We start from the raw sequence: 23,674 nt of genomic DNA, 5'->3' as shown, positions 1-23,674 counted from the left end.
TAGTTGGATTTTTTTATGGAAAATAACAAAACATAGAAAGGAGAAACTTATATTTTAGGAGTATAATTATGAAACTTATGAACGGTAAGTTGTTTTGGAATACAGGAGTTTCTGTACCTTGTTATCCACTGTTAGAAAATGGTATGATATGTGATGTGCTCGTAGTCGGAAGCGGCGAAGCTGGTGCTCATATAGCGCATTCGTTAGCGAAAATTGGCATGAGTGTTACGCTTATTGAAAAAAGAGCAATTGGGTGTGGTAGCACAGCTGCTAATACAGGTTTACTACAATTCCTTCATGATAAATCGTTAACCTCCCTTATTCATACATTTGGTAAAGAAAAAGGGGTACGAGCATATAAGCTTTGTTATGAAGCGCTAAGAACAATGGAAGAGGTTATACCGACTCTTGATATTGATCCCCATTTTATTCCGCGAAATAGTTTATATTATGCAAGTAAAAGTGAGGATGTCTCATTTTTACAAGAGGAATATAATACGTTACAGAATTATGGATTTCCAGTTGAATATTTTACAGAAGCTGATATTAAGAAACGTTATTCTTTTGCAAAACAAGCAGCGTTATATACGCAAGGTGATGCTGAGGTGAATCCGTATTTATTAGCGCATAGTTTTTTGCATAAAGCAAACCAAATAGGAGCTAATATATATGAACATACAGAGGCAATACATATAAAAAAACGCCAAAATGATTTAATTTGTTACACGAAAACAGGAAATCAAATTGTAGCAAAGAATATTATTATGGCGACAGGTTATGAAGCGCTTTTTGGAAAGAAAGAAAAAAATACAACAGTAGAAACTTCTTATGCAATTGTAACAAATGAAATAGATCAGTTTGAAGGCTGGCATGAGCGATCGTTAATTTGGGAAACGGAACGGCCTTACTTATATTTTCGAACGTATCGAAACCGCATTATTGTAGGCGGATTAGATGAAGCGATGCAAATTCAAACAATCGGTGATACGAAATTATTGCATAAGCGTGATATCCTTATTAATATTGTAAAAGAGATGTTCCCGCAGTATAAAAATATACAGGCAGACTACTATTGGGCAGCCGCATTTGGTGGTACTCATGATGGTCTCCCCATTTTAAAAGAAGACGAAAAGATACATAATTTATTTTACGCATTGCCGTATGGAGGTAATGGAACTGTATATGGAATGGTCTTTGCCAAATTATTTGAACAGTTATTTACAAATAAAGAAAGGGAAGATTTTTCTTTATTTAATCGATAGAAAAAAGGTAGCGAAGTGATGGAATGAGAGATATAAAAAAGTTTTTACAAAAATTACGTCCAGTACAACTCATTGTTTTATTTTATTTATTAGCAGTAGTTGTATCGGTAATCTTGCTTAGTTTACCGTTTGTTACGAAACCTGGTGTGAAATGGACATTTATAGATGCCCTTTTTACATCGGTTAGTGCGGTAAGTGTTACGGGGCTGTCTGTTATTACGATTTCAGATACGTTTACTACAGCAGGAATTATTGTTTTAGCCCTTATTTTACAATTAGGCGGCTTAGGAATTATGGCGCTTGGTACATTTGTTTGGATCATTACGGGGAAAAAGATTGGTTTGCAAAGAAGAAGATTAATTATGGCAGACCATAATCAAGGAAATTTATCAGGTCTTGTAGAATTGATGCGTTCTATTTTAATTGTAATTATTTCGATAGAACTTATTGGAGCAATCCTATTAGGTACAAGATTTTTACTTTACTTTCCGACTTGGCAAGAAGCTTATTTTCACGGTTTCTTTGCAGCAGTTAGTGCGACTACGAACGGTGGATTTGATTTAACAGGACAATCGTTAATTCCGTATAAAAAAGATTATATTGTTCAAATGATCCATATGTTACTAATTATTTTAGGAGCGATTGGTTTCCCTGTGCTAATGGAAGTGAAACAATTCCTTAGTAAAAGAGGACAACAATTATTTCGTTTTTCATTATTTACAAAATTGACGACAACAACATTTTTTGCACTCGTTGTTGTTGGTACAATTATGATTTTTTTACTGGAGAGAAATCACTTTTTAGTAGGAAAGTCATGGCATGAAACGGTATTTTATACATTATTCCAATCTGTGACGACGCGAAGTGGTGGACTTGCTACGATGGATATACGTGAATTGTCACAACCGACGCTTTTATTTATGAGTATATTAATGTTTATAGGGGCATCTCCCAGTTCGGTTGGGGGCGGAATACGTACAACTACATTTGCTGTTAGTATATTGTCACTATACACCTTTGCAAGGGGCGGTAGAACAGTTAGAGTCTTCAAACGTCAGCTACATGAAGAGGATGTACTAAAAGCATCTGTCGTTATGACGATGGGGATTTTGTTATGTGCTACTGCGCTATTCATTTTATCTATTACGGAAAATGTACCGCTTATGAGCTTAATTGTTGAAGTTTGTTCTGCTTTCGGAACGACGGGACTATCAACAGGTGTTACGCCTGATTTAACAACTGTTGGGAAACTTGTACTCATTGTGCTTATGTTTATCGGACGCGTTGGTATTTTAACATTTATTTTAGCTAGTGGTGGAAGGGAACAACCACCTCGCTATAAATACCCGAAAGAGCGGATTATTATTGGATAGTATGAAACCATTCTACCTACGTTAGGTAGAATGGTTTTTTAGTCGTTAATGCCAAATTGTGGATGCATAAAAGCTTCATTTTTATTATCCACTTCGTTTTTTAGTAACTCTTGATTTTCTTCTGAAATCCACCCAATATCATTTGTCGGATGGATCCACTCATCGCCAGCCATAATGGCAGGATCTACTTCATCACTCCAATTGTTAAGCGGACTGTTCTCGGAATTATATTTACTGTCTCCAATTACAACATTATATTGATTCACAAAAGGTTGTTGCATCGTTTTTCCTGTTCCTTTAAAAGATGGAAAATTCATTTGATGCGGGAGCGTTTCGTCTAAAATTGGTGATTGAATCTTTTCTTTTTTCTTCAAAATTATCGCTCCTTTTTATAATGATTTCTTCATATGTAGTATTTCCATCTAACGCCCCTTATGTACTTGTTAACACTTGCCAGTAATAATTATTTTAAGTTGTTTCAAACTAGAGTAGAAAGTGATTTCTTGAGAGCAGGTGAATGTATTGGTAAAAAGAAAAGTGAAACCAAATGCGGCAATCAATAATAATAAAACTCCGAAAGAAAGCTTACCAGATGCAGAATTTGCATTAGAGTATGAAGGAGAAAATAGCGCAAAGTATGCTAATCGTAATTCAAAAAAAGGGAAACAAAAATGAGGCGTTTTTTACAAACGCCTCATTTTTTTGTGGGATTATAAAGGTTTTTTTAATTATTTGTAAATTTAGTGTTTTCTATTAGCAGAAAAATGCGAAAAAACATAGAAGTAGCAACGTATTACACAAAAACAAACAACAAACAAAAGATTAATGTTGGTTTAATACTGCTTTTACACTAGTTGTTTATATTTGAGTTGTACATAAGATTTGTAAAAGGAGAGAGAAACAGTGAAAAAAACAATCTTTAAAGCTGTAGCGACTGGAATGGTATTTTCGTTATTAATGGGGTGTGGTGCAAAGAAGGAAGAAAGTGCTGGAGCGAAAGTGAAAGATGACAAATTATCTGGATCATTAACTGTTTACACAGCAATTGAAGAAGAGCTTGTACCAATTTATCTTGATTCCTTTAAAAAGAAATATCCTGATGTGAAATTGAACATTGTACGTGATTCAACAGGAGTTATTACTGCGAAATTGCTAGCTGAAGGGAAAAATACACAAGCTGATGTTGTATGGGGAACTGCAGCATCAAGTCTATTAGCTTTAGATAAAAAAGATATGTTAAAAGGATACTCTCCAAAAGGAGCAGATCGTGTTCTTCCACAATTTAAAGATGATAAGCAACCTGAAAAATGGGTAGGAAATACTGCATTTATGACGGGGATTGCTGTAAATAAAGAAGAGTTAAAGAAGAAAAATTTACCGATGCCAGAATCATATGAAGATTTAACGAAACCAGAGTATAAAGGAACACTTGTTATGCCACATCCAGCATCATCTGGAACAGGATTTTTAACAGTTTCTGCATGGCTACAAATCATGGGTGAAGATAAAGGCTGGGATTACATGAAGAAACTTCATGATAATATGGCAAGTTATACGCATTCAGGATCAAAACCAGCGAAATTAGCAGGAGCAGGTGAATATCCAGTCGGTGTATCAATGGTTTATAGTGCTTTAAAAGAGAAACAAAAAGGTGCACCAGTTGAAGTTGTACTGCCGAAAGAAGGATTAGGGTGGGAAGTAGAAGCGAACGCACTTATTAAGAAAGATAATGCGAAAAATGATAAATTAGCACAAGCATTTTTAGATTGGGCAATTACTGATGATGTAATGAAGTTATACTTTGAGAAAAATGGATTTGCGACAATTAAAAATGATTATAAACTTCCAGAGGGATTCCCGAAAGATGTTACTGAAAAATTATATAAAAAGAATGACTTTAAATGGGCAGCAGAAAATCGTGACAAAATTTTAGAAAAATGGGAAAAAGAGTTTGGCCAAAAAGCAGAACCGAAAAAGTAAGTGAGTGGGAGAGAGAAAAATGAGCGAATATTTATCAATTCAACACATTCAAAAACAGTTTGATGCATTTACAGCGTTAAAAGATATTTCTTTTACTGTGAACAAAAATGAGTTTGTTTGTTTATTAGGCCCGAGTGGCTGTGGGAAAACGACGTTGCTTCGCATTTTAGCGGGACTAGAGGAACCAACGACTGGCAGTATAGCTGTGAATGGAAAAGATATTACAGCATTGCCTCCTGGGAAGAGAAACTTCGGAATGGTTTTCCAATCGTATGCTTTATTTCCGAATTTAACAGCACTTGAAAATATTGAATACGGCTTAAAGACAAAAAAATATGGGAAAGCAGAAGTGAAAGAGAAAGCGCTAGATGCGTTAAAACTTGTAGATTTGCTGAATGTAAAAGATAAATATCCTGCTCAAATGTCTGGTGGACAACAGCAGCGAGTAGCACTTGCACGTGCGCTCGCTCTGTCTCCAGATATTTTGTTACTCGATGAGCCGTTATCAGCTTTAGATGCAAAAGTGCGTGAAAAATTACGTAGGGAAATGCGTGATTTGCAAGAGAAAATAGGAATAACGACGATTATGGTAACGCATGATCAAGAAGAGGCATTAACGATGGCTGATAAAATTGTTGTAATGAATCATGCGGAAATTATGCAGATTGGAACACCAGAGGAGATTTATCAAAGACCAGCCAATCCGTTTGTGGCAGATTTTATTGGTTCTATTAATTTCTTTTCGAAAAATAATGAAGAACATGCAATTCGTCCTGAACATGTAACAATTGTACAAAAGGACGGTATTAAAACAGTTGTGGAAAGTATGGAATTTCGCGGATCTGTATATCGGACGGAAGTACGAGTCGTAGAAGAAAACACACACCTTTATAATGAGAAAATTGTAGTGGATATATTAGCATCAGAAGTAGAAGCAACGGCTATTAGAAAAGGAAAGCCGATTCAAATCTCTTTCTCAGAAAATCATATGTTGTCATATGGAAAGAAGGTCATTGTATAGATGGAGATGTTAGAAAACTATAAGGTAGAAAGTACGAAAAAAAAGATTAAGAGAAGTATAGGGAAAGAGGAATGGATCCAAAGGCTCGTAATTATCGGTATGATTCTTTCCTTCCTTATCATACTTGTATTACCGCTATTACAACTATTTACACAAGCTTTTTATAATAAAGATGGAGTTTTCATTGGTTTAGCGAATTTCAGTAAATATTTCACAACACCAACTTTAGTGCAGTCTTTACAAAATACAGTATGGATTTCGGGCGCAACAACAATTATTTCAGTTGCAATCGCATTCGTTTACGCATATGCAATTGCCCGTACGAATGTTTTTGGAAAGCGCGTATTTCAGTATGTAGCGTTATTACCATTGTTTGCACCAACGATGATGCACGGTATAGCACTTACATATTTATTTGGTAATCAAGGGCTAGTAACGAAAGGAATGTTTGGTTTATTTGAAGGTATACAAATCCCTTTATATGGACCAGTAGGAATTGTAATAGCTGAAGTTATGTATACATTTCCGCAAGCCTTTCTCATATTGCTAATTGCCTTTCAAGGATCTGATTATCGTTTATATGAAGCTTCTAATATGTTAGGAGCCAGTAAAACAAAGCAATTTTTCACGGTTACTTTACCTAGTGTAAAGTACGGATTAATTAGTGCAATGTTTGTTGTGTTTACACTTAGTTTTACTGATTTTGGGGCACCAAAAATTGTTGGTGGGCAATATAATGTGCTTGCTACTGACGTATACAAACAAGTAATTGGACAGCAAAATATGCCGATGGGTGCAACTGTCGGAATGATTTTATTAATCCCAGCTATATTCGCATTTGTAGTTGATCGTATTACGCAAAGAAAGCAGGCGAATTTCTTATCTTCAAAAGCAGTACCATACAGAATAATAGCTAATAAGAAAAGAGATGTAATCTCATTCATATATTGTAGTGTGATTACCCTTATGATCATTCTATTATTTGTTGCAGTTGGTATTGCTGCAAGTGTGAAAGTATGGCCATATAATATGAGTTTTACATTTGAGCATTTTAATTTTTCAAGTTTAACAGGAGATGGACTTGAAGCATTTAAAAATAGCGTAATTGTTTCAGCAGTTACAGCAGTTATTGGGGCGATCTTAACATTTGTATTCGCATATGCAATTGAGAAAATAGACCAGCTACAATTTTTCAGAAAAACAGGTTACTTTTTCTCTATAGTGCCGTTAGCGATACCAGGTTTAGTACTCGGATTAGGATATGTCTTTTTCTTTAGTCAACCAACGATTCAAATTCTTGGACTATCAGTAACGAATCCGTTTCATTCTTTATACGGAACAATTGCTGTATTAGTACTAGTAAATATCATTCATTTTTATTCTGTAACATTTGTTACGGCAACGACTGCCTTAAAGAAATTAGACCGAGAGTTTGAGCTTGTTTCGCAGTCGATGGGTATTCCGTTTTATAAAACATTCTTCCGAGTAACAGTACCAATGTGTTTACCAGCAATTTTAGAAATGGTAATGTACTACTTCGTAAATTCAATGGTAACTGTATCGGCAGTTGTGTTCCTATATGCAGCTGATTTTAAACTAGCTGCCGTATCAATCGTAAATATGGATGATGCAGGAAATGTAGCGCCAGCAGCTGCAATGAGTGTACTTATTGTTGTTACAAATATTGTAGTGAGAGTTGTATATGAATGGGGAACGAAAGCACTTCGTAACCGAACTTCACAATGGCAAAAAAGATAAGTAAGAAGGGTGATGGACAGAATGAAAATTGAAGCAGTTATTTTTGATTGGGCAGGTACGACGGTTGATTACGGATGCTTTGCACCACTAGAAGTATTCATGAAGATTTTTCATAAACGCGGCGTTGAAATTACAGCAGAAGAAGCACGTAAGCCAATGGGATTATTAAAAATAGATCATGTAAGGGCACTAACAGAAATGCCTCGTATTGCGGATGACTGGAAGCGTGTCTTTGGTCACTTACCAACAGAAGCAGACATTTATGAGATGTATGAAGAGTTTGAAGAAATTCTCTTTTCTATTTTGCCAAATTATGCTAAACCGATTGATGGGGTAAAAGAAGTAATCGCTTCTTTACGTGAGAGAGGCATTAAAATCGGTTCAACAACTGGTTATACGAGAGAAATGATAGATATTGTAGCAAAGGAAGCAGCGTTACAAGGATATAAACCTGATTTTCTTGTTACGCCAGATGATGTTCCAGCAGGCCGCCCATACCCATGGATGTGCTATAAAAATGCAATGGAACTTGGTGTGTATCCGATGAACCATATGATAAAAGTAGGGGACACAGTATCAGATATGAAAGAAGGTAGAAATGCTGGAATGTGGACAGTTGGTGTAATTCTTGGAAGTAGTGAGCTCGGTTTAACGGAAGAGGAAGTGGAGAGTATGGATTCGGTAGAGCTTCGTGAAAAAATAGAAATAGTTCGTAATCGGTTTGTTGAAAATGGGGCTCATTTTACGATTGAAACGATGCAGGAGCTCGAAAACGTAATGGAACATATCGAGAAACAAGAACTTATTATTTCATAAAAGGGGTACGGGATCATGAATGAAAATCACTACTTATTATTAACACCAGGACCATTAACGACAACAAAATCAGTAAAAGAAGTTATGCTATACGATTGGTGTACGTGGGATGTTGAATATAATACGATGGTGCAAGAAGTAAGAGCTAAACTTGTATCGCTAGCGACGAAGGAAGAAGAGAAATATACAACAGTGTTAATGCAAGGAAGCGGTACGTTTTCAGTTGAAGCGGTAATTGGCTCTGTTATTCAGGCAAATGGGAAGCTGCTCGTTTGTACAAATGGTGCGTACGGTAAGCGCATTGTGCAAATGGCAGAGATGTTACAGATTGATGTAGTGGTCAGCCAAACAGAAGAGTGGGAACCTACTAATATTGTAGAAGTAGAAAAGTTATTGCAAGAAGATAAAGAGATTACGCATATTGCAGTTGTTCATTGTGAAACAACGACAGGCATTATAAATCCAATTGTAGATGTATGTAGATTAGGAAAGCAGTATGGAAAGGTTACAATTGTTGATGCGATGAGTAGTTTCGGCGGGATTGAAATAGACATTGCTGATTTACAAATTGATTTTTTAATTAGTAGTGCGAATAAGTGTATTCAAGGGGTTCCTGGATTCGGATTTGTAATCGCAAAACGTGATGAATTATGGAAGTGTAAAGGGCAAGGACGCTCTTTATCTCTTGATTTATATGATCAATGGGAAACGATGGAAAAACAAAATGGGAAATGGCGTTTTACTTCACCTACACATGTTGTACATGCTTTTTATCAAGCACTACTTGAACTAGAAAAAGAGGGTGGAGTAAGAGCGCGTTACAATCGATATTACAACAATCAAAAACTACTAGTGAATAGAATGGGAGAAATCGGATTTAAGCCACTAGTAGATGAGAAATATCAATCTCCTATTATTACATCTTTCATTTATCCAAAAGGGGAGTTCGAGTTTCAACAGTTATATAACGAATTAAAATGCTATGGATTTGTTATTTACCCTGGGAAAATTTCGAAAGTAGATACGTTCCGGATTGGAAATATAGGTGATGTACATGAAGAAGATATTAATCGCTTAGTTGATAGTATTGCTAAAGGAGCTGTTATTGCGTGAAAGTATTTTGTTTAGGTGGAGCAGGTAAAATTTGTCGTGAAGCTATTTTGGATTTAGTTCAATTTTCATCTTTTGAGACGATTACTGTAGCCGATTTTAACGAGGAAGAAGGCCGTAAAGTAGTAGAATGGCTTAACGATCCTCGTGTTGATTTTGTAAAAGTAGATGTAACGAATCACGAGGATACGGTTGCAAAAATGAAAGGTTATGACATTGTATTGGATGGTACGACGATAAAGCTAAACGGATTGTCGACTCGCTGTATTGCAGAAGCAGGCTGCCACGGTGTGAACTTAAATGGATTTGGTGAAGAAAATGAATCGCATGCTATATTTGTTCAAAATGAAAAAACATGTTTGCCTGGGTTTGGCATGACGCCAGGTGTAACGCAAATGATGGCAATGCATGCAGCAAATCAACTGGATACTGTAGAGTCTGTCCGCGTAAGTCACGGTTCGTATCGTCCGATTGCTTTTTCTGCTTCAATTACAGAGACAACGACATATGAATATGATCCACATTTACCATCGCGTACAGTGTATGAAGATGGTGAATTTAAACAAGTACTTCCGTTTGCGCGTCCGAGAGAAATAGAATTGCCAGCGCCTTATGGTAAGGAAACGCAGTATATCATTCCGCATTCTGAAACGATTACGTTAGCAAAGGCACTAGAAAATAAAGGTGTCAAACTGATAGAGACGAGAGGAACTTGGCCGAAGCAAAATATGCAACTTGTACGTGCTTTATATGATTACGGCATATTGCGTAATGATCAGATTGAAATAAACGGGAAAGAAATAGGCATTATGGATTGTATTTCGCAGTATTTATTGCAATCGAAAGAAGGACAAGAAACAGAGCTTTATGGTTATGCACTTCATGTAGAAGTAATAGGTATGAAAAATAATGAGAAGCAAAGACATGTGTTATATCATACACATCCGTTATCTGATGGTTCTGTTGTAGGATGGGAAAAATTAAGAGCGTATACGAGAAACGTCGGTATTCCATTTGGGATTGCCGCAGAGTTAATTGCAACTGGAAATGTAAATAGGGTGGGTGTTGTTACGCCTGAAGAAGCTTTTGAAAATCCACAATTAATTTTTGATGAGCTAGCAAAGCGCGGTATTCATATTCATGAAGAAGTTTCTACTTACAAAGAAAATTATAACTTTGTATAAGCAAGGAAGCTTATGAGGGAGATATAAATGAGGTGAATCTATGTCTGTAGTAGGAGAAGAAAGAAAGCGAACCATTCTTGAAAAGGTAGAATTTAAAGGAAAAGTAAAGGTTTCAGAATTAGCGAGAGAATTTGCTGTATCAACAGAAACGATTCGTCGATATTTAGAAGAATTAGATCGTGAAAAGAAGCTGAAAAAAGTGTATGGTGGAGCTGTTCAACTTCCAGGCGCTGGGGTAGAGGCGCCAATGTTAGAAAGAGAAATGCTACATATAGAAGAGAAGAAAAGAATTGGTTATAAAGCAGCGACATTTGTAGAAGATGGTGATGTCATTGCAATTGATGATGGAAGTACACCGCTTCAAATGGTTCCATACCTTGTTCATCGTAAAAACTTAACGATTGTAACAAGTTCATTTCCAGTCGCAACACAATTAATTTCTTCTATTAATAAAAAGATGTTTCACGGTGAAGTTTTATTTATAGGTGGAAAAGTATCTCCAAAGCATTCGCGTGTATCAGGGTCTATTTCTCAGCAAGTAATACAGCAATTCCATTTTCATAAAGCGTTCGTTTCGATTGATGGGTTATTACCTAGTTTTGGAGTTTCCAGCTTTGAATTAGAGAAAGCGAAATTGTCAGAGGCGATGATGAAATTAGCTGAGAAGACATATATTTTATGTGATCATACGAAGGTAGGCGTGAAAGGGAATTATCGGATAGCAGCATTTTCACGTATTCAACATGTAATTTGTGATAAAAAAATGCCATATAGTTTTGAAGAAGAACTTATGAAGCATAATATTCAGTGGACAGTTTGTTAAATAAAGTGAAAGTACCTAAACTCCCGCCTAATTTTTAGGAGGGAGTTTTATTGTCTGCAAATCGTAAAATAAAAGATTTGCATTTATGCAAAAAGTGGACACATTTTCTCATCTCTTTCATATAATTTACCAATACAAAAAAAGTTGGTCGAAGGAAAGAAGGGAGAACATGTCAGAACGAATATATAATAAACTTGTATTGTACGCGAATATTTTGCAAAAAATTGGTGTCATCAATGAGAAGGAAAAAAGTGAAATTCTTCATACGATAGGTAAAAAAGCCCTTTGAATAAAGGGCTTTTTATTTTTTATCTTTAAAAATATAAATTTAATGTAATATTCTCATTGACAATGATAATGAGATTCATTATCATTTATTTGTGGATAATTGATAAGGGTTATCAATTATAAAAATTGTATATGATAGGGGATATTATTTTGAAAAAAAATTATATGAAGGCGCTAGTAGTAGCGACAACATTAGCAATTCCATTTGCTACGTATTCTACTCCAGCATTAGCGGCATTAAAAGTTGAAGCAAATCAATCGGTAGCAGCAGCGAGTGATCGCACGTATGATACTGAAATTAAAATATATAAGGACCAAAAAGACGAGCCATCTATGGTTTCTCAATATATAAAAGATCCTAAAGTAACGATTGCAGCTGGTAAAAAAATTGTCACTGTAACAATGCAAGATAGCGATTATTTTCAATATCTTAGAATAGAAGATAGAAACCAGCCTGGTGTATTTCATGATGTGAAGGTTTTGTCAGAAGATAAGAGGAAGAACGGAACGAAAGTAGTCCAATTTGAAATTGGCGAGTTTGAGAAGAAGCACAATATGCAAATGCATATACTTATTCCAGCTATTGGATATGATCACAAATATCAAGTTCAATTTGAAATTAAAGATCCAACTGTAGGTAACAAAGAAACAGAGAAACCAGATGATAACTCTAATTCAGGCAATACGGAAACGGATAATCCAGTTGATAATCAAAATATGATAACAGATAACAAATTAAGAGAACTTGTGAATAAAAAAGTATTTAATAGAAAAGATTTAAATACACCAATTACGAAAGAAGAGTTATTACAAGTAAAGGATTTATTTTTAAATACAAATGAGATACTTGATTATAGTGCATTAAAATATATGCCAAATTTAAAATCTTTAACAGTTGCGAATGCGAAGATAAAAGACCCGTCGTTCTTTGCGAACTTAAAGCAATTAAATCATTTAGCTTTGCGTGGTAATGAATTTGCAGATGTAACGCCACTTGTTAAGATGGATAATTTAGAATCTCTTGATTTAAGTAATAATAAAATTACAAACGTTGCACCACTAACTGAAATGAAAAATGTAAAAAGTTTATATCTATCAGGCAACCAAATAGAAGATGTAACAGCATTAGCGAAAATGGAACAACTAGATTACTTGAATTTAGCAAATAATAAAATTACGAACGTTGCTCCATTAAGCGCTTTGAAAAATGTAACATACTTAACTTTAGCAGGTAATCAAATTGAAGATATTAAAGCGTTATATTCATTACCTTTAACAGATTTAGTATTAACACGTAATAAAGTTAAAGATTTATCCGGCATTGAGCAAATGAAGCAATTAGAAGAATTGTGGATCGGGAAAAATGAAATAAAAGATGTTACTCCTCTAAGTAAGATGACACAGTTAAAACAATTACACTTACCTAACAATGAGTTAAAGGATATTACGCCATTATCAAGTCTAGTAAACTTACAAAAGCTTGATTTAGAAGCGAATTATATTTCAGACTTATCACCAGTGAGCAATTTGAAAAAATTAGTATTTCTAAGTTTTGTTGCAAATGAAATCCGTGATGTCCGACCAGTTATAGAACTAAGTAAGACGGCTTATATTAATGTCCAAAATCAAAAAGTATTTTTAGAGGAAACAGAAGTAAATAAAGAAGTAAAAGTACCTATATATGAAAAAGATGGTGAGGTTTCTACGAAAATCCGTCTGAAGAGCGATAACGGTACGTATAGTAATGGTGTAGTGAAATGGAGTACATCAGGTGAGAAAGTATATGAATTTGGTGTGAAAGATCCATTCGCGGATACAGGAATTTTCTTTACAGGATCTGTTATTCAAAATGTAGTAGAAAGTAAAGACGGTAATACATCTAAAGAAGATGAGAAAACAGAAGTGGTAGAATTTAAAGATGTACCAAAAGGACATTGGTCAGAAGAAGCAATTAATTACTTAGCGAAAGAAAAGTTATTTATAGGCTATGGAAATGGTGAATTTGGATTTGGGGATAACATTACTCGTGGACAAGTAGCACTTCTAATACAAAGGTACTTAAAATTAGAAAATAATCTAAAACCAAAAACGACATTTACAGATACGAAAGGAAATATGTATGAAACGGCTATTGATGCAGTAGTTCAAGCTGGGATTATGACAGGGTATGGAAATGATACATTCCGTCCAGATGGAGTATTAACTCGATATGAAATGTCAGTAGTACTACAAAGAGTATTTCAGTTAAAAGAAAATGAAAATAGTGCAGAGAACTTTAAAGATATACCAAATGGCCATTGGGCGAAAGGATATGTGAAAGCTTTAGTAGATAATAAAATATCAAAAGGTGACGGGGAAGGGAACTTTTTAGGAGATAATTTCGTAACACGTGAACAATACGCACAGTTTTTGTATAATGCAATAAAGAAATAAAGTGAAACTTTAATCAGTGGGGGTCTTACTGCCCGGTAAATAGCGGGATAAAAAATGAGGAAAATACGCTATTCTTTAATTAAAGAATAGCGTATTTTTTTATGTGCAAAATGAAATAGGAAATAGATAGGAGTATAGACATATGAATAGCCTATTTTAAAGAAGAACCACGAAACTATATTGACAAAAAAGCGTTCTCATGTGATAATTCAATTAAATTTTTAGAATAATCAAAAAATATTCCTTTTACATAGAAAGGATTCGAACCTTATATGAATATTATGCCGGGGGTGACGAAATGTTATTTTTTCTGAAGAAATGGAATGAATTAAAAGATGTGAAATCTGAATTGGCACTTCGTGATTGGTTTTATGGTACCAAAATTAGTTTATCGCTATGTACGTCAAAAGAGCCGTTAACATTCTTAGTAAATGTTGAGGGAAGAGATAAAGGGCTATTTTCGGAAGAAGATTTTATTGTCGTAAATTGCATGTGCGAGTCAGTATTTGAAAATGAAGAAAAACCAGCTGCAGAGTCATTTATGCATGCAGATATTTATAAAAAAAGTAGTGCAGGATGTATTTTACAAGTGCAGACTGTAGATAGTCATTTAATATCAGAGTTATATGGAGAAGAAGGAGAAGTAACGTTCGATAAACGCAGTGTGGAGCGTGTTTTCGGAAAAGAAGGTATAACAGAAATGACAATTCCAATTGTAGAAGATGAAAAAAAATTCGCTGATTTATTAGAAAGTAATGTTCCGAATTTCATTGAAGGTGGAGGAGTAGTTCTTGTTCATAATTACGGCATGATTGTGTGGGGGAAAACGCCAGAAGAATCGAAAAAATGGCTAGAGGGTATAGAATATTTAATGAACTATCATGTAAAGTTATTAATGATTAAGGGCGCAAGGAGCTCTGTTATATAAAAATGTATGTGATATGGATACAAGTTAATAAATAAATGAAAGCGTTTTAAAAATAATTTCACTCATAAAATATAGGTCTCCTTATTATATATAGATTACATGTTGACATGTAAGGAGGAACATATTTTGCGAGTTAAATATCATTTTCTGCCAAAGCAGCAAGTAACATTTTGCAAAATAAATGATTCTGGTGAAGAGGCACTGCAAATGATGAACGAAACGGGATTTCGAGCCATCCCGGTATTAGCAGAAGATGAGAAGAAATTCACGGGGATTATTTATAAAGTAGATTTATTAGAAAAAAAATGCAATAGCGGATTAGATCATGTAAGTGCAGGAGATATGCTTGACAATTCCAATGCATTTATTTTTGAAAAGGATTCCTTCTTCAGAGCCTTTTATGTAATTCGTCGGCTTCCGTTTTTAGCCGTGCTAAATGATTATAATGAATTTGTCGGTATGTTAACGCATTCGAATATATTTGATGTTATTGAAGATTCATTTGGTATGCGAACAGGTGGTTATATATTAACAATTGCAACACAAGATTGTAAGGGGACGATTAAAGAGCTTGGGACATTGTTAAAAGCATATAATATCGGTGGTTTGTTTACACTCGATAACGGCGATCAATATATCCGTCGGGTTATTGTAAATATATCAGATGAGTTAGATGAAACAAGATTAAAGCAATTAATCGGAAAAATAGAGAAAAAAGGATTCAGAGTGAGTCATGTAGATTATATTTAAGTTAACAAGAAAAGTACCTATCTGTTATATACAGATAGGTACTTTTTTGTCCCGTTATTTGTGGGCGGTAAGATCCCCACCTCAAAATTCAGTGAAAGCAATGGGGGCTTCCCGTAAAAGCCCGATTGGTGAGGGCTGGTTATATGTGAGTAATGAACTTTATTTTGAAACAGGAGGCGGGGATAATGCTAGATCAGATAAAAAAATAAAGTCTGCATGCTCACGAATTTTAGGGATAGAAGTTTCAATAACGCGTGATGTAATTTCACCTGGGGGGCCCACATGCCCGATAGCTACCATAATAGGCTTTTCTTGAATTTTTTTGATGAGTAATTGGGCTTGTTTTGAAATATGTCCTGCTGTATACACATCATCAAAAAATAGTTGGTTTTCAATAATAGGAACTCCTAATTCTTTTCCGATTTTTGGGACGACACTCTTAGGATTCGTTTTACTATCTAAGTAAAATAAACCGTGTTTTTTACAAGCAGCAAGTATAAGGCGAACAATTCTTTCATCCGCTGTTACTTTTGACCCCATATGATTGTTCATTCCAATTGCATGCGGAACTTCTTGAATAGCTTGTTCAAGTCGGTTGTTTATTTCTTCATCGCTTAAATCGGTTGTAATGGCTTTCGGCCCAAGCCATTCTTTTTTACCTTTAATAGGTTCCATTGGCATATGTATAATAACTTCATGGCCTTTCTTATGGGCAGCTATTGCATCTTCTTTTGTGGAAGGAAGAAAAGGCATAACAGCAACAGTTAGTGGAATTGGAAGTGACAACATTTGATTAGTCCCCTTCATATTATTGCCGAAATCATCAATGACAATAGCAACTTTATTCGTATGAGCAGTTGCTTGAATAGGAAATAAGAAGGACGGTAAAAACAAAACAATGATGAATAATGCAATCGTATATTTTCGCATATAAATATTTCCTTTCTCTTGTTATCCCGCTATTTGTGGGTAGTAAGACTCCCACCTCAACATTGGGCTGGATAGGTGGGAGATTCACTGCCAATAAACGCCCGATTGATGAATGCTAATAATCAGTGGGGCTGAACAAAAAACACTGATGAAAGTTTCACTTTATCAATCATCATTATGTTTTGCTTTTTTATATAAATTAAACAAAAAATGTCGAAGAAAAGTAGGTGGAAAATTAAGAATCCCCGGTTTACGTAGAATTTGTAAAAAAAAAAGATGAAAAAAATGTCTATTATTGCGAATGTATTTACAAAGATAGAATAATTTGTAATAATTCTCAAAGTGAGGGTAAAGATTTGTAAATTACAGGGAGAAAATGTTAAATTTTCTGATTCTTCAAATTTGCATATGATTAAGTAGTTAAAAAAGTCAATGGAGAAGTGAACTTGAGAGCATGGAAGTATAATAAGGGGGATATGGATGTTTACTGTAAAAAGGAAGTACACATTAGAAAAGCTTTCACGTGATATTCATATGAAACGTGAAGAAATGATTCAACTAGGATTAACAAGTGGGCTAAATAGTAAGGAGACAATTCAAGTTAGTCAAGAATTGGACAAGCTTATTTTACAATATCAGTGTTATAAAGAAAAACAAACACCGAAATGGTTTTCAATTATAAAAATACCTATTTTCCAAATCGGGTATGAAGGAAAATCAAATAATTTTTGGCGAATGCTTGTCGCTGGTTTTATGAAATAAGTATAATTACCCTTATAGGATAAGGATAATTATACTATGTGTAACGGAATTTCGATATGAACTGTCGTTCCTTCGTTTTCTGTACTGTCAATAAAAATATGCCCATTATACATCTCTACAATTCGTTTACATATGACAAGTCCAAGACCTGTTCCAGTATCTTTATTAGTAAAGAACGGATGAAAGAGGTGTTTTTGAATATGTTGTGGAATCCCTTTCCCAGTATCTATAATCTGCAATTGTGCATGTGTTTCATTGTTTTTTACTACAATGGTTAGTGTATCACTAGAAGTCATAGCCTCAATTGCATTTTTTGTAATGTTTAAAACCACTTGTTTCATATGGTCTTTCGAACAACGGATATGAACGGGATGGTCTGGCAAATGTAAATGGAATACAATGTTATGTAAATTCGCCTCAGATTGAATAATTAATGCTACCTCATTTAGAATTGTTCTTACATCATATGTTTGTTCGATGATGGCGGTTGGCTTTCCGAGAATAAGAAATTCACTTACAATTTCATTGATTCGCTCTATTTCTTGTTCAATTACGGAAAAGTAGAACTGATCTTGTTCATCTTTATATTTCTCTTTTAATAGAGCGACGAGTCCTTTAATTCCAGTAAGAGGATTACGGATTTCGTGTGCTGTACTTGCTGCAAAAGTTCCAACTAATTCAATTTTCTGTAGTTCGTTTTGTTGTCTTTCAAGTTTTGTTTGACGTTTTAACAACATATATTGAGCAAGTAAAAATAAAATAGACATTAAAAATAAAGTAGCGATACACTCTATTGCAACCCACTGGTATAAGGTTTTCTGATGAATAGGTAATGGAGAAACAGAGACCTTCCAATTTAATTTTTGGAGTGGGGTAGTAAGCATATTAGAATGCGTATCACTTGTGTCGTTATTATCATCGGTTAGAAAAACTACATCATGTTTATCAGTTACCTCAAAATGGTATTGTGGTTTAATGGCATTTAAAGAAGATGAAATGTAATCAAAGCGTAAACTAGCTAATAATAATCCTGAGAGCTCTTTCTGTTTATTGAATATGGGGGTAGCAATCATAATAGCTTTATGTCCAAGAACGCGATCAGTAATGACTGATGATACAGTGGTTTTTTTAGTTTGTAGCACGTCTTGAATATATTTACGGTCTGAAACATCTATAGGCTTTGATTCATCTTCAGATGCGATTGTAATGACCCCTTCTGGTGTAGCGTAATATAAACCAGAAAAGCGTGCATCGTTCCCATCTGTATCATGTACAATTTGTTTAATGCCGTTTATATTACCAGTCTCGGTGCCTACAACTTTTGCAAGCATGTCTAAAGCAGAAATTGCTTCACCAAGATGATGATCTAAATAATCTCTATATAAAAAGAGAACTGTATGAGCGGATAATTTGTTTTCCTGTTTCATTTTATATGTATGATACGAATAAAATGTAGCACCAATCCCTATTGTCGGTAGGATAACAAGCAATATATATATAATTATGCTTTGGAATTTGACTTTCAAATGTGGTACTCCTTCTTTTTTTATTATCATTATATATAAACTATGTTAAAATTGTCATGTTTTTATTCAAGAATGATTCTTAATATATTAGGGGAGAGGAAATGGATGAGTGAATGCTCATTCGGAATTCACATGAAGTATGAAGTGGCATTTTCTTTTTATTGGTGAGAATTTAAGTGAAGGGTTGAAAGTTGTATGACATCAAATAATGAACGAGAAGATATTTCTCAATCTTTAAAAGTATTTATTGCATTATCTCGTGTACATCGTTCTGTTATGGATACTACAAATAAATCTATACAAAGTAACGGATTAAATCCAACTGAATTTGCTGTATTAGAACTGCTATATCATAAAGGCGGTCAACCACTCCAGCAAATTGGTGAGCGCATTTTAATAGCCAGTGGCAGCATTACATATGTTGTAGATAAGCTGGAGAAAAAGGGATTAGTAAAGAGAATCCCATGTCCGAATGACAGACGTGTTATTTACGCGCAATTAACTGAGTCTGGCGAGAACTTTATTGCTTCTATTTTTCCGGGGCATGAGAAAGTTATACATCAGTCTTTTGAAATGTTAACGAAAGATGAAAAAGATGAATTACTTGATCTATTAAAAAAAATTGGGAAGTATGAAAAATAATAATATGTTCCAAAGGAGCTTTGGATAAATAAATCCAGGGCTTTTTTATTTGCAATGAACTCAGAGTAGTCACTGCCGAATTTTGTTGAAAATTAAGAGGGAATTCGAGAATACGTATTGAATTATAATAAAGGTATGTAATGGAGAGGAGGCCCGTTCATGTCATTTAAAGACTATGAATATAAACGCCCAAATATTGAAGAGTTAAAAGAGAAATTTACTGTTGCTTTAGAGAAGTTTGATAACGCAAAAACTGTAGAAGAACAAAAACAAGTCATTCATTCAATTAATGAAATTCGCAACGATTTTGGTACAATGGGAAACCTTTGTTACATTCGCCATTCTGTTGATACGACGGATACTTTTTATAAGGAGGAGCAGGATTTCTTTGATGAATTCTCTCCAGTTGTACAAGGATATGGTACAAAATATTATAAGGCACTTATTAATTCTCCATTTCGTGAAGAATTAGAGGCGTATTATGGAAAACAATTATTTGCTCTAGCAGAATGTGATTTAAAAACATATTCAGATGAAGTCGTGAAAGATTTACAATTAGAAAATAAATTATCGTCGCAATATACACAGTTATTAGCATCCGCAAAAATTGACTTTGCTGGAGAAGAAAGAACGTTATCGCAATTGATTCCGTTTATGCAAGGAAAAGAAAGAAGCGAACGTAAAGCAGCAAGTGAAGCATACTACGGATTTTTAGCTGGAAATGAGGAAGAACTAGATCGTATTTATGATGAGCTTGTTAAAGTGAGAACGAAAATCGCAAAATCTTTAGGTTTCAAAACCTTTGTTGAACTTGGATATGCAAGAATGTACCGTACAGATTATAATGCGGAGATGGTGGCTAATTACCGTCAGCAAGTGCTGGATTATATCGTTCCCGTTACAACGGAATTAAGAAAGCGACAACAAGCACGTATCGGTGTAGAGAAGTTAGCTTATTACGACGAAAACTTTGAGTTTGCTACAGGTAACCCAACTCCAAAAGGAGATGCGGATTGGATTGTTGATCATGGAAAGACGATGTATAAAGAGTTATCGGCTGAAACAGATGAATTTTTCAATTTCATGCTAGATAACGATTTATTAGATTTAGTTGCGAAAAAAGGAAAAGCTGGTGGCGGATATTGTACATATATTGAGAATTATAAAGCGCCATTTATTTTCTCAAACTTCAATGGAACATCTGGTGACATTGATGTATTAACACATGAAGCAGGTCATGCTTTCCAAGTATATGAAAGTCGTAAATTTGAAATTCCAGAATATAATTGGCCAACATATGAGGCATGTGAAATCCACTCTATGAGTATGGAATTCTTTACATGGCCATGGATGAAGCTATTCTTTGAAGAAGATGCAGATAAATATTACTTCTCTCACTTAAGTTCAGCACTTCTGTTTTTACCTTATGGTGTATCTGTTGATGAATATCAACATTATGTATATGAAAATCCTGAAGCATCACCTGAAGAGCGTAAGACAGCATGGCGTAACATAGAGAAGAAATATTTACCGCATCGTGATTATGAGGATAATGATTATTTAGAGCGCGGTGGTTTTTGGCAACGTCAAGGGCATATTTATAGCTCACCTTTCTATTATATTGATTACACGCTTGCTCAAATTTGTGCGCTACAATTTTGGAAACGTGCAAGAGATAATAGACAAGAGGCATGGGAAGATTATGTGAATCTGTGCCAACAAGGTGGAAGTAAATCGTTCTTAGAATTAGTAGAAGTTGCAAATTTAACATCACCATTTGCTGAAGGCTGTGTGAAAAGTGTTATTACAGAAATTGAAGCATGGTTACATGCGATTGACGACACAAAATTGTAAAAAACATGCGCTTTTTTTCACATGTTTAACATCGACATAATGGGAAAATGATGAGATAATAAAAGAAAATTCAGAATACTAAAGAGGTGTTTCTAATAAGGAGCACCTCTTTTCACCAACAAAAAGGGGGGAAAGAAGTATGCTTCAATCTAATATGGATGTGAGTTTAGAAAGTTTAGTAAGCTCATTACAGTCTACTCGAAGCACGCTATTATCAGAAATTGAAATGTTAAATGATACAGAAGTGAATGTAAAGCCACGCCGTGATAAATGGAGTATTATTCAAATTTTACACCACTTGCATTTAGTTGAACAATCTGTCACGTCTGCCCTTGTATATGCTTTACAAAAAAATGAAAGAAACATGACTCCATTTAAAGACCTCCAACTTACGCTTGATCGCACACATAAACGAGAAGCTCCTCAGCAAATGCAACCAACAGAAACTTTAATGAAAAAACAGCAAGGAATTCAATTACTAGAACATTCACGACAAGAACTATTACATGCGCTTCATAGTGTTATAGATGAAAAAGATCTATTTGAAAATGGATTAAAGCATCCTGTTTTTAATGATCTGAATTTGTATCAATGGGTTCAATTTCTTGATTTGCATGAACAAAGACATCTTACGCAATTAAAAGAGGCGAAACATGCAATTTTGCAGCGCTAAAGTGGAAGAAGTGGGAAACCACTTCTTTTTTTGATACGTGCATAGTTTTCTTTCTTATTTTGGAATACTACATGGAGAAAGAAAAGAAGGAGTTGAAAAAATATGTCTAAGAAGAAGCGAGAAGAAGAGCGTGCCTGGAAAGCGCGTAAAGAAAATCAACAACCGCACGGAAAAGTGAAAGCTTTTGCTGAATTAGTTGAAGGAACAGAAAAAACGTGATGATTATTTCATCACGTTTTTTGTATGAGTGGAAAAGTTAATAAAAAGGTTGTACCGATTCCTTTTTCACTTATAATATCAATTTTTCCATTCATAGCTTGAACAACACTGAATACGACCATCATTCCAAGTCCAGTGCCTTTTTCTTTCGTTGAATAGAAAGGCGAGCCAAGACGTTTTACTTGTTCTGAATCCATACCGACTCCTGTATCTTTTATATATAACTGAATATGCTTATGGTCAGGAACTAATGTGAAATAAAGATCACCGCCTTTTGGCATAGCCTCAATGCAATTTTTTAAAATATTTAATAAACATTGATTTAGTTTTTGCTTTTCTCCAGCGATAAAAAAAGAAGTGCTTTGCTTTATATAATGAGTACGTACATTTGTTAAATTAGCAAGCGGTGTAATTAACGACAATGCATGTAGTAATTCTTCTTCTAACTGTAATGTTTGTTCTTTTTCAATGCTTGGTTTAGCAAAGGTTAAATAATCTGTAAGAACATGATTTGCTTGTTCAATGCCGTTAATGGCAATATCGATATATAATTTTCGTTCCTGCTCAGTGCATGTATCTGATTGTAACAGTTGTAAAAACCCTTTTGTTGAAGTTAATGGATTGCGAATTTCATGAGAGATAGACGCTGCCATTTCACCAATTAAATGAAATTTTTCAGCATTTATAAGTTCGTTTTGGAGACGAACTTGAGTTTGTAATATGTGTAGTAAATATAAAATTAGAATCGTACCAAGCATTGAACATAACTCATACACAATAATATGCGGTATATAATCAGTCTTATTTGTAACCTTTGAAAGGAAGAAGGGTATCCAACTAAATCCGTATGTGAGACTGTAGATAATAGCAAGTGTTATTTTTATACGATTAGAAGTTCGATTGAAAAATTTATATGTTAATAGTAGAACAATAAATAGAAGAACAGAACCGATAAGAGATGGGAAAACACCGATCCCACCTAATAATAAGCGATATATGTTTAATACAACTAAGATAGAACCACCAGCAATAGGCCCTCCCGTTAATGTACCGACAATTAATACAATATGGCGCATATCAAATTGAAAACCATTATTTGTTTTTGCTGCAAATGTAATACAGAGTACGGTAGCGAGGCAACAGAGTACAATGAATATAGCTGAATTTAATTTAGGAGAGCGTTTCCCTTTTTGATTCCAAAATAAATGATATACGAGCATTGTAATCAGGATGAATAATATATTTAAAAAGAGATAAATAATAAAGGATTTCAGTGGGATGCCTCCTCTCTTCTTATATTAAATTAATCATACTATAAAATGAAAGAAATGAAATGATAAAT

22 protein-coding genes are annotated in these 23,674 nt (G+C 34.5%); 18 read left to right on the top strand and 4 right to left on the bottom strand.

Annotation, left to right across the window (positions count from 1 at the left end):
• Positions 1–68: 68 nt before the first annotated feature.
• Positions 69–1,262, top strand: coding sequence for an NAD(P)/FAD-dependent oxidoreductase (locus IBT51_RS15405; RefSeq protein WP_200458398.1), 1,194 nt, complete (start codon positions 69–71; stop codon positions 1,260–1,262).
• A gap of 23 nt (positions 1,263–1,285) precedes the next feature.
• Positions 1,286–2,635 carry a TrkH family potassium uptake protein gene (locus tag IBT51_RS15400; RefSeq protein ID WP_001204706.1) on the top strand — a complete coding sequence of 450 codons (1,350 nt, stop codon included), beginning with the start codon at positions 1,286–1,288 and terminating at the stop codon, positions 2,633–2,635.
• A 38-nt stretch (positions 2,636–2,673) separates the two neighbouring features.
• Here IBT51_RS15400 and IBT51_RS15395 read toward each other — a convergent pair whose 3' ends face one another.
• Positions 2,674–3,009: a DUF3905 domain-containing protein gene (locus IBT51_RS15395; RefSeq protein WP_000726028.1), complete on the bottom strand. Its 336-nt coding sequence runs from the start codon at positions 3,007–3,009 to the stop codon at positions 2,674–2,676.
• Between the two features lie 148 nt (positions 3,010–3,157).
• Here IBT51_RS15395 and IBT51_RS15390 point away from each other — a divergent pair, with 148 nt between their 5' ends.
• The 11 genes from IBT51_RS15390 (at position 3,158) to cbpA (ending at position 15,726) form a co-directional block, all read left to right on the top strand.
• Positions 3,158–3,310, top strand: a complete 153-nt coding sequence (locus tag IBT51_RS15390) for a hypothetical protein (RefSeq protein WP_200458397.1) — start codon at positions 3,158–3,160, stop codon at positions 3,308–3,310.
• 228 nt (positions 3,311–3,538) lie between these two features.
• A complete protein-coding gene (locus IBT51_RS15385; protein WP_000750893.1) occupies positions 3,539–4,615 on the top strand; it encodes a putative 2-aminoethylphosphonate ABC transporter substrate-binding protein in 1,077 nt (358 codons plus the stop codon).
• A 19-nt stretch (positions 4,616–4,634) separates the two neighbouring features.
• Positions 4,635–5,636: a putative 2-aminoethylphosphonate ABC transporter ATP-binding protein gene (locus IBT51_RS15380; protein ID WP_000006196.1), complete on the top strand. Its 1,002-nt coding sequence runs from the start codon at positions 4,635–4,637 to the stop codon at positions 5,634–5,636.
• Positions 5,637–7,394 carry a putative 2-aminoethylphosphonate ABC transporter permease subunit gene (locus IBT51_RS15375; protein WP_000425530.1) on the top strand — a complete coding sequence of 586 codons (1,758 nt, stop codon included), beginning with the start codon at positions 5,637–5,639 and terminating at the stop codon, positions 7,392–7,394.
• Positions 7,395–7,415: 21 nt separating this feature from the next.
• Positions 7,416–8,210: a phosphonoacetaldehyde hydrolase gene (gene phnX / locus IBT51_RS15370; protein ID WP_200458396.1), complete on the top strand. Its 795-nt coding sequence runs from the start codon at positions 7,416–7,418 to the stop codon at positions 8,208–8,210.
• A gap of 15 nt (positions 8,211–8,225) precedes the next feature.
• Complete coding sequence (phnW, locus tag IBT51_RS15365; RefSeq protein ID WP_200458395.1) at positions 8,226–9,323, top strand: 2-aminoethylphosphonate--pyruvate transaminase; 1,098 nt, start codon at positions 8,226–8,228, stop codon at positions 9,321–9,323.
• The gene (locus tag IBT51_RS15360; RefSeq protein WP_075718817.1) at positions 9,320–10,504 is read left to right on the top strand and encodes a saccharopine dehydrogenase family protein; all 1,185 of its coding nucleotides are present in this window, start codon (positions 9,320–9,322) and stop codon (positions 10,502–10,504) included. The genes phnW and IBT51_RS15360 overlap by 4 nt, the downstream gene beginning before the upstream one ends.
• A gap of 40 nt (positions 10,505–10,544) precedes the next feature.
• Positions 10,545–11,327: a DeoR/GlpR family DNA-binding transcription regulator gene (locus IBT51_RS15355; RefSeq protein WP_000117666.1), complete on the top strand. Its 783-nt coding sequence runs from the start codon at positions 10,545–10,547 to the stop codon at positions 11,325–11,327.
• A 420-nt stretch (positions 11,328–11,747) separates the two neighbouring features.
• Complete coding sequence (locus tag IBT51_RS15350) at positions 11,748–14,048, top strand: NEAT domain-containing leucine-rich repeat protein (RefSeq protein WP_078401670.1); 2,301 nt, start codon at positions 11,748–11,750, stop codon at positions 14,046–14,048.
• Between the two features lie 298 nt (positions 14,049–14,346).
• Positions 14,347–14,976: a class II aldolase/adducin family protein gene (locus IBT51_RS15345; protein WP_053564937.1), complete on the top strand. Its 630-nt coding sequence runs from the start codon at positions 14,347–14,349 to the stop codon at positions 14,974–14,976.
• 126 nt (positions 14,977–15,102) lie between these two features.
• Positions 15,103–15,726, top strand: a complete 624-nt coding sequence (cbpA, locus tag IBT51_RS15340) for a cyclic di-AMP binding protein CbpA (RefSeq protein WP_053564936.1) — start codon at positions 15,103–15,105, stop codon at positions 15,724–15,726.
• Between the two features lie 159 nt (positions 15,727–15,885).
• Here cbpA and IBT51_RS15335 read toward each other — a convergent pair whose 3' ends face one another.
• On the bottom strand, positions 15,886–16,656 hold the full coding sequence (locus IBT51_RS15335) for a divergent polysaccharide deacetylase family protein (RefSeq protein WP_001234111.1): 771 nt from the start codon (positions 16,654–16,656) through the stop codon (positions 15,886–15,888).
• 480 nt (positions 16,657–17,136) lie between these two features.
• Between IBT51_RS15335 and IBT51_RS15330 the strand changes: the two genes are divergently transcribed.
• On the top strand, positions 17,137–17,418 hold the full coding sequence (locus IBT51_RS15330) for an aspartyl-phosphate phosphatase Spo0E family protein (RefSeq protein ID WP_000495527.1): 282 nt from the start codon (positions 17,137–17,139) through the stop codon (positions 17,416–17,418).
• A gap of 29 nt (positions 17,419–17,447) precedes the next feature.
• Here the strand turns inward: IBT51_RS15330 and IBT51_RS15325 are convergent, their stop codons facing one another.
• Positions 17,448–18,944, bottom strand: coding sequence for a DUF3149 domain-containing protein (locus tag IBT51_RS15325; protein WP_088022500.1), 1,497 nt, complete (start codon positions 18,942–18,944; stop codon positions 17,448–17,450).
• A gap of 195 nt (positions 18,945–19,139) precedes the next feature.
• Here IBT51_RS15325 and IBT51_RS15320 point away from each other — a divergent pair, with 195 nt between their 5' ends.
• From IBT51_RS15320 to IBT51_RS27045, 4 genes are all read left to right on the top strand, one after another.
• Positions 19,140–19,586 (top strand): MarR family winged helix-turn-helix transcriptional regulator, encoded by a 447-nt coding sequence (locus IBT51_RS15320; RefSeq protein ID WP_000203336.1) that lies wholly within the window; start codon positions 19,140–19,142, stop codon positions 19,584–19,586.
• 159 nt (positions 19,587–19,745) lie between these two features.
• Complete coding sequence (locus tag IBT51_RS15315; RefSeq protein ID WP_063546912.1) at positions 19,746–21,440, top strand: M3 family oligoendopeptidase; 1,695 nt, start codon at positions 19,746–19,748, stop codon at positions 21,438–21,440.
• A gap of 139 nt (positions 21,441–21,579) precedes the next feature.
• On the top strand, positions 21,580–22,113 hold the full coding sequence (locus IBT51_RS15310) for a DinB family protein (RefSeq protein WP_000941977.1): 534 nt from the start codon (positions 21,580–21,582) through the stop codon (positions 22,111–22,113).
• A 102-nt stretch (positions 22,114–22,215) separates the two neighbouring features.
• Positions 22,216–22,332 carry a DUF6254 family protein gene (locus tag IBT51_RS27045; protein WP_000038355.1) on the top strand — a complete coding sequence of 39 codons (117 nt, stop codon included), beginning with the start codon at positions 22,216–22,218 and terminating at the stop codon, positions 22,330–22,332.
• A gap of 11 nt (positions 22,333–22,343) precedes the next feature.
• Here the strand turns inward: IBT51_RS27045 and kinB are convergent, their stop codons facing one another.
• Positions 22,344–23,552 carry a sporulation sensor histidine kinase KinB gene (gene kinB / locus IBT51_RS15305; protein WP_000964151.1) on the bottom strand — a complete coding sequence of 403 codons (1,209 nt, stop codon included), beginning with the start codon at positions 23,550–23,552 and terminating at the stop codon, positions 22,344–22,346.
• Between the last annotated feature and the right edge of the window lie 122 nt (positions 23,553–23,674).

This window comes from Bacillus sp. S71, from assembly GCF_016625265.1.
GTDB lineage: Bacteria > Bacillota > Bacilli > Bacillales > Bacillaceae_G > Bacillus_A > Bacillus_A cereus.
This window is presented reverse-complemented; position numbering and strand designations above follow the sequence as displayed.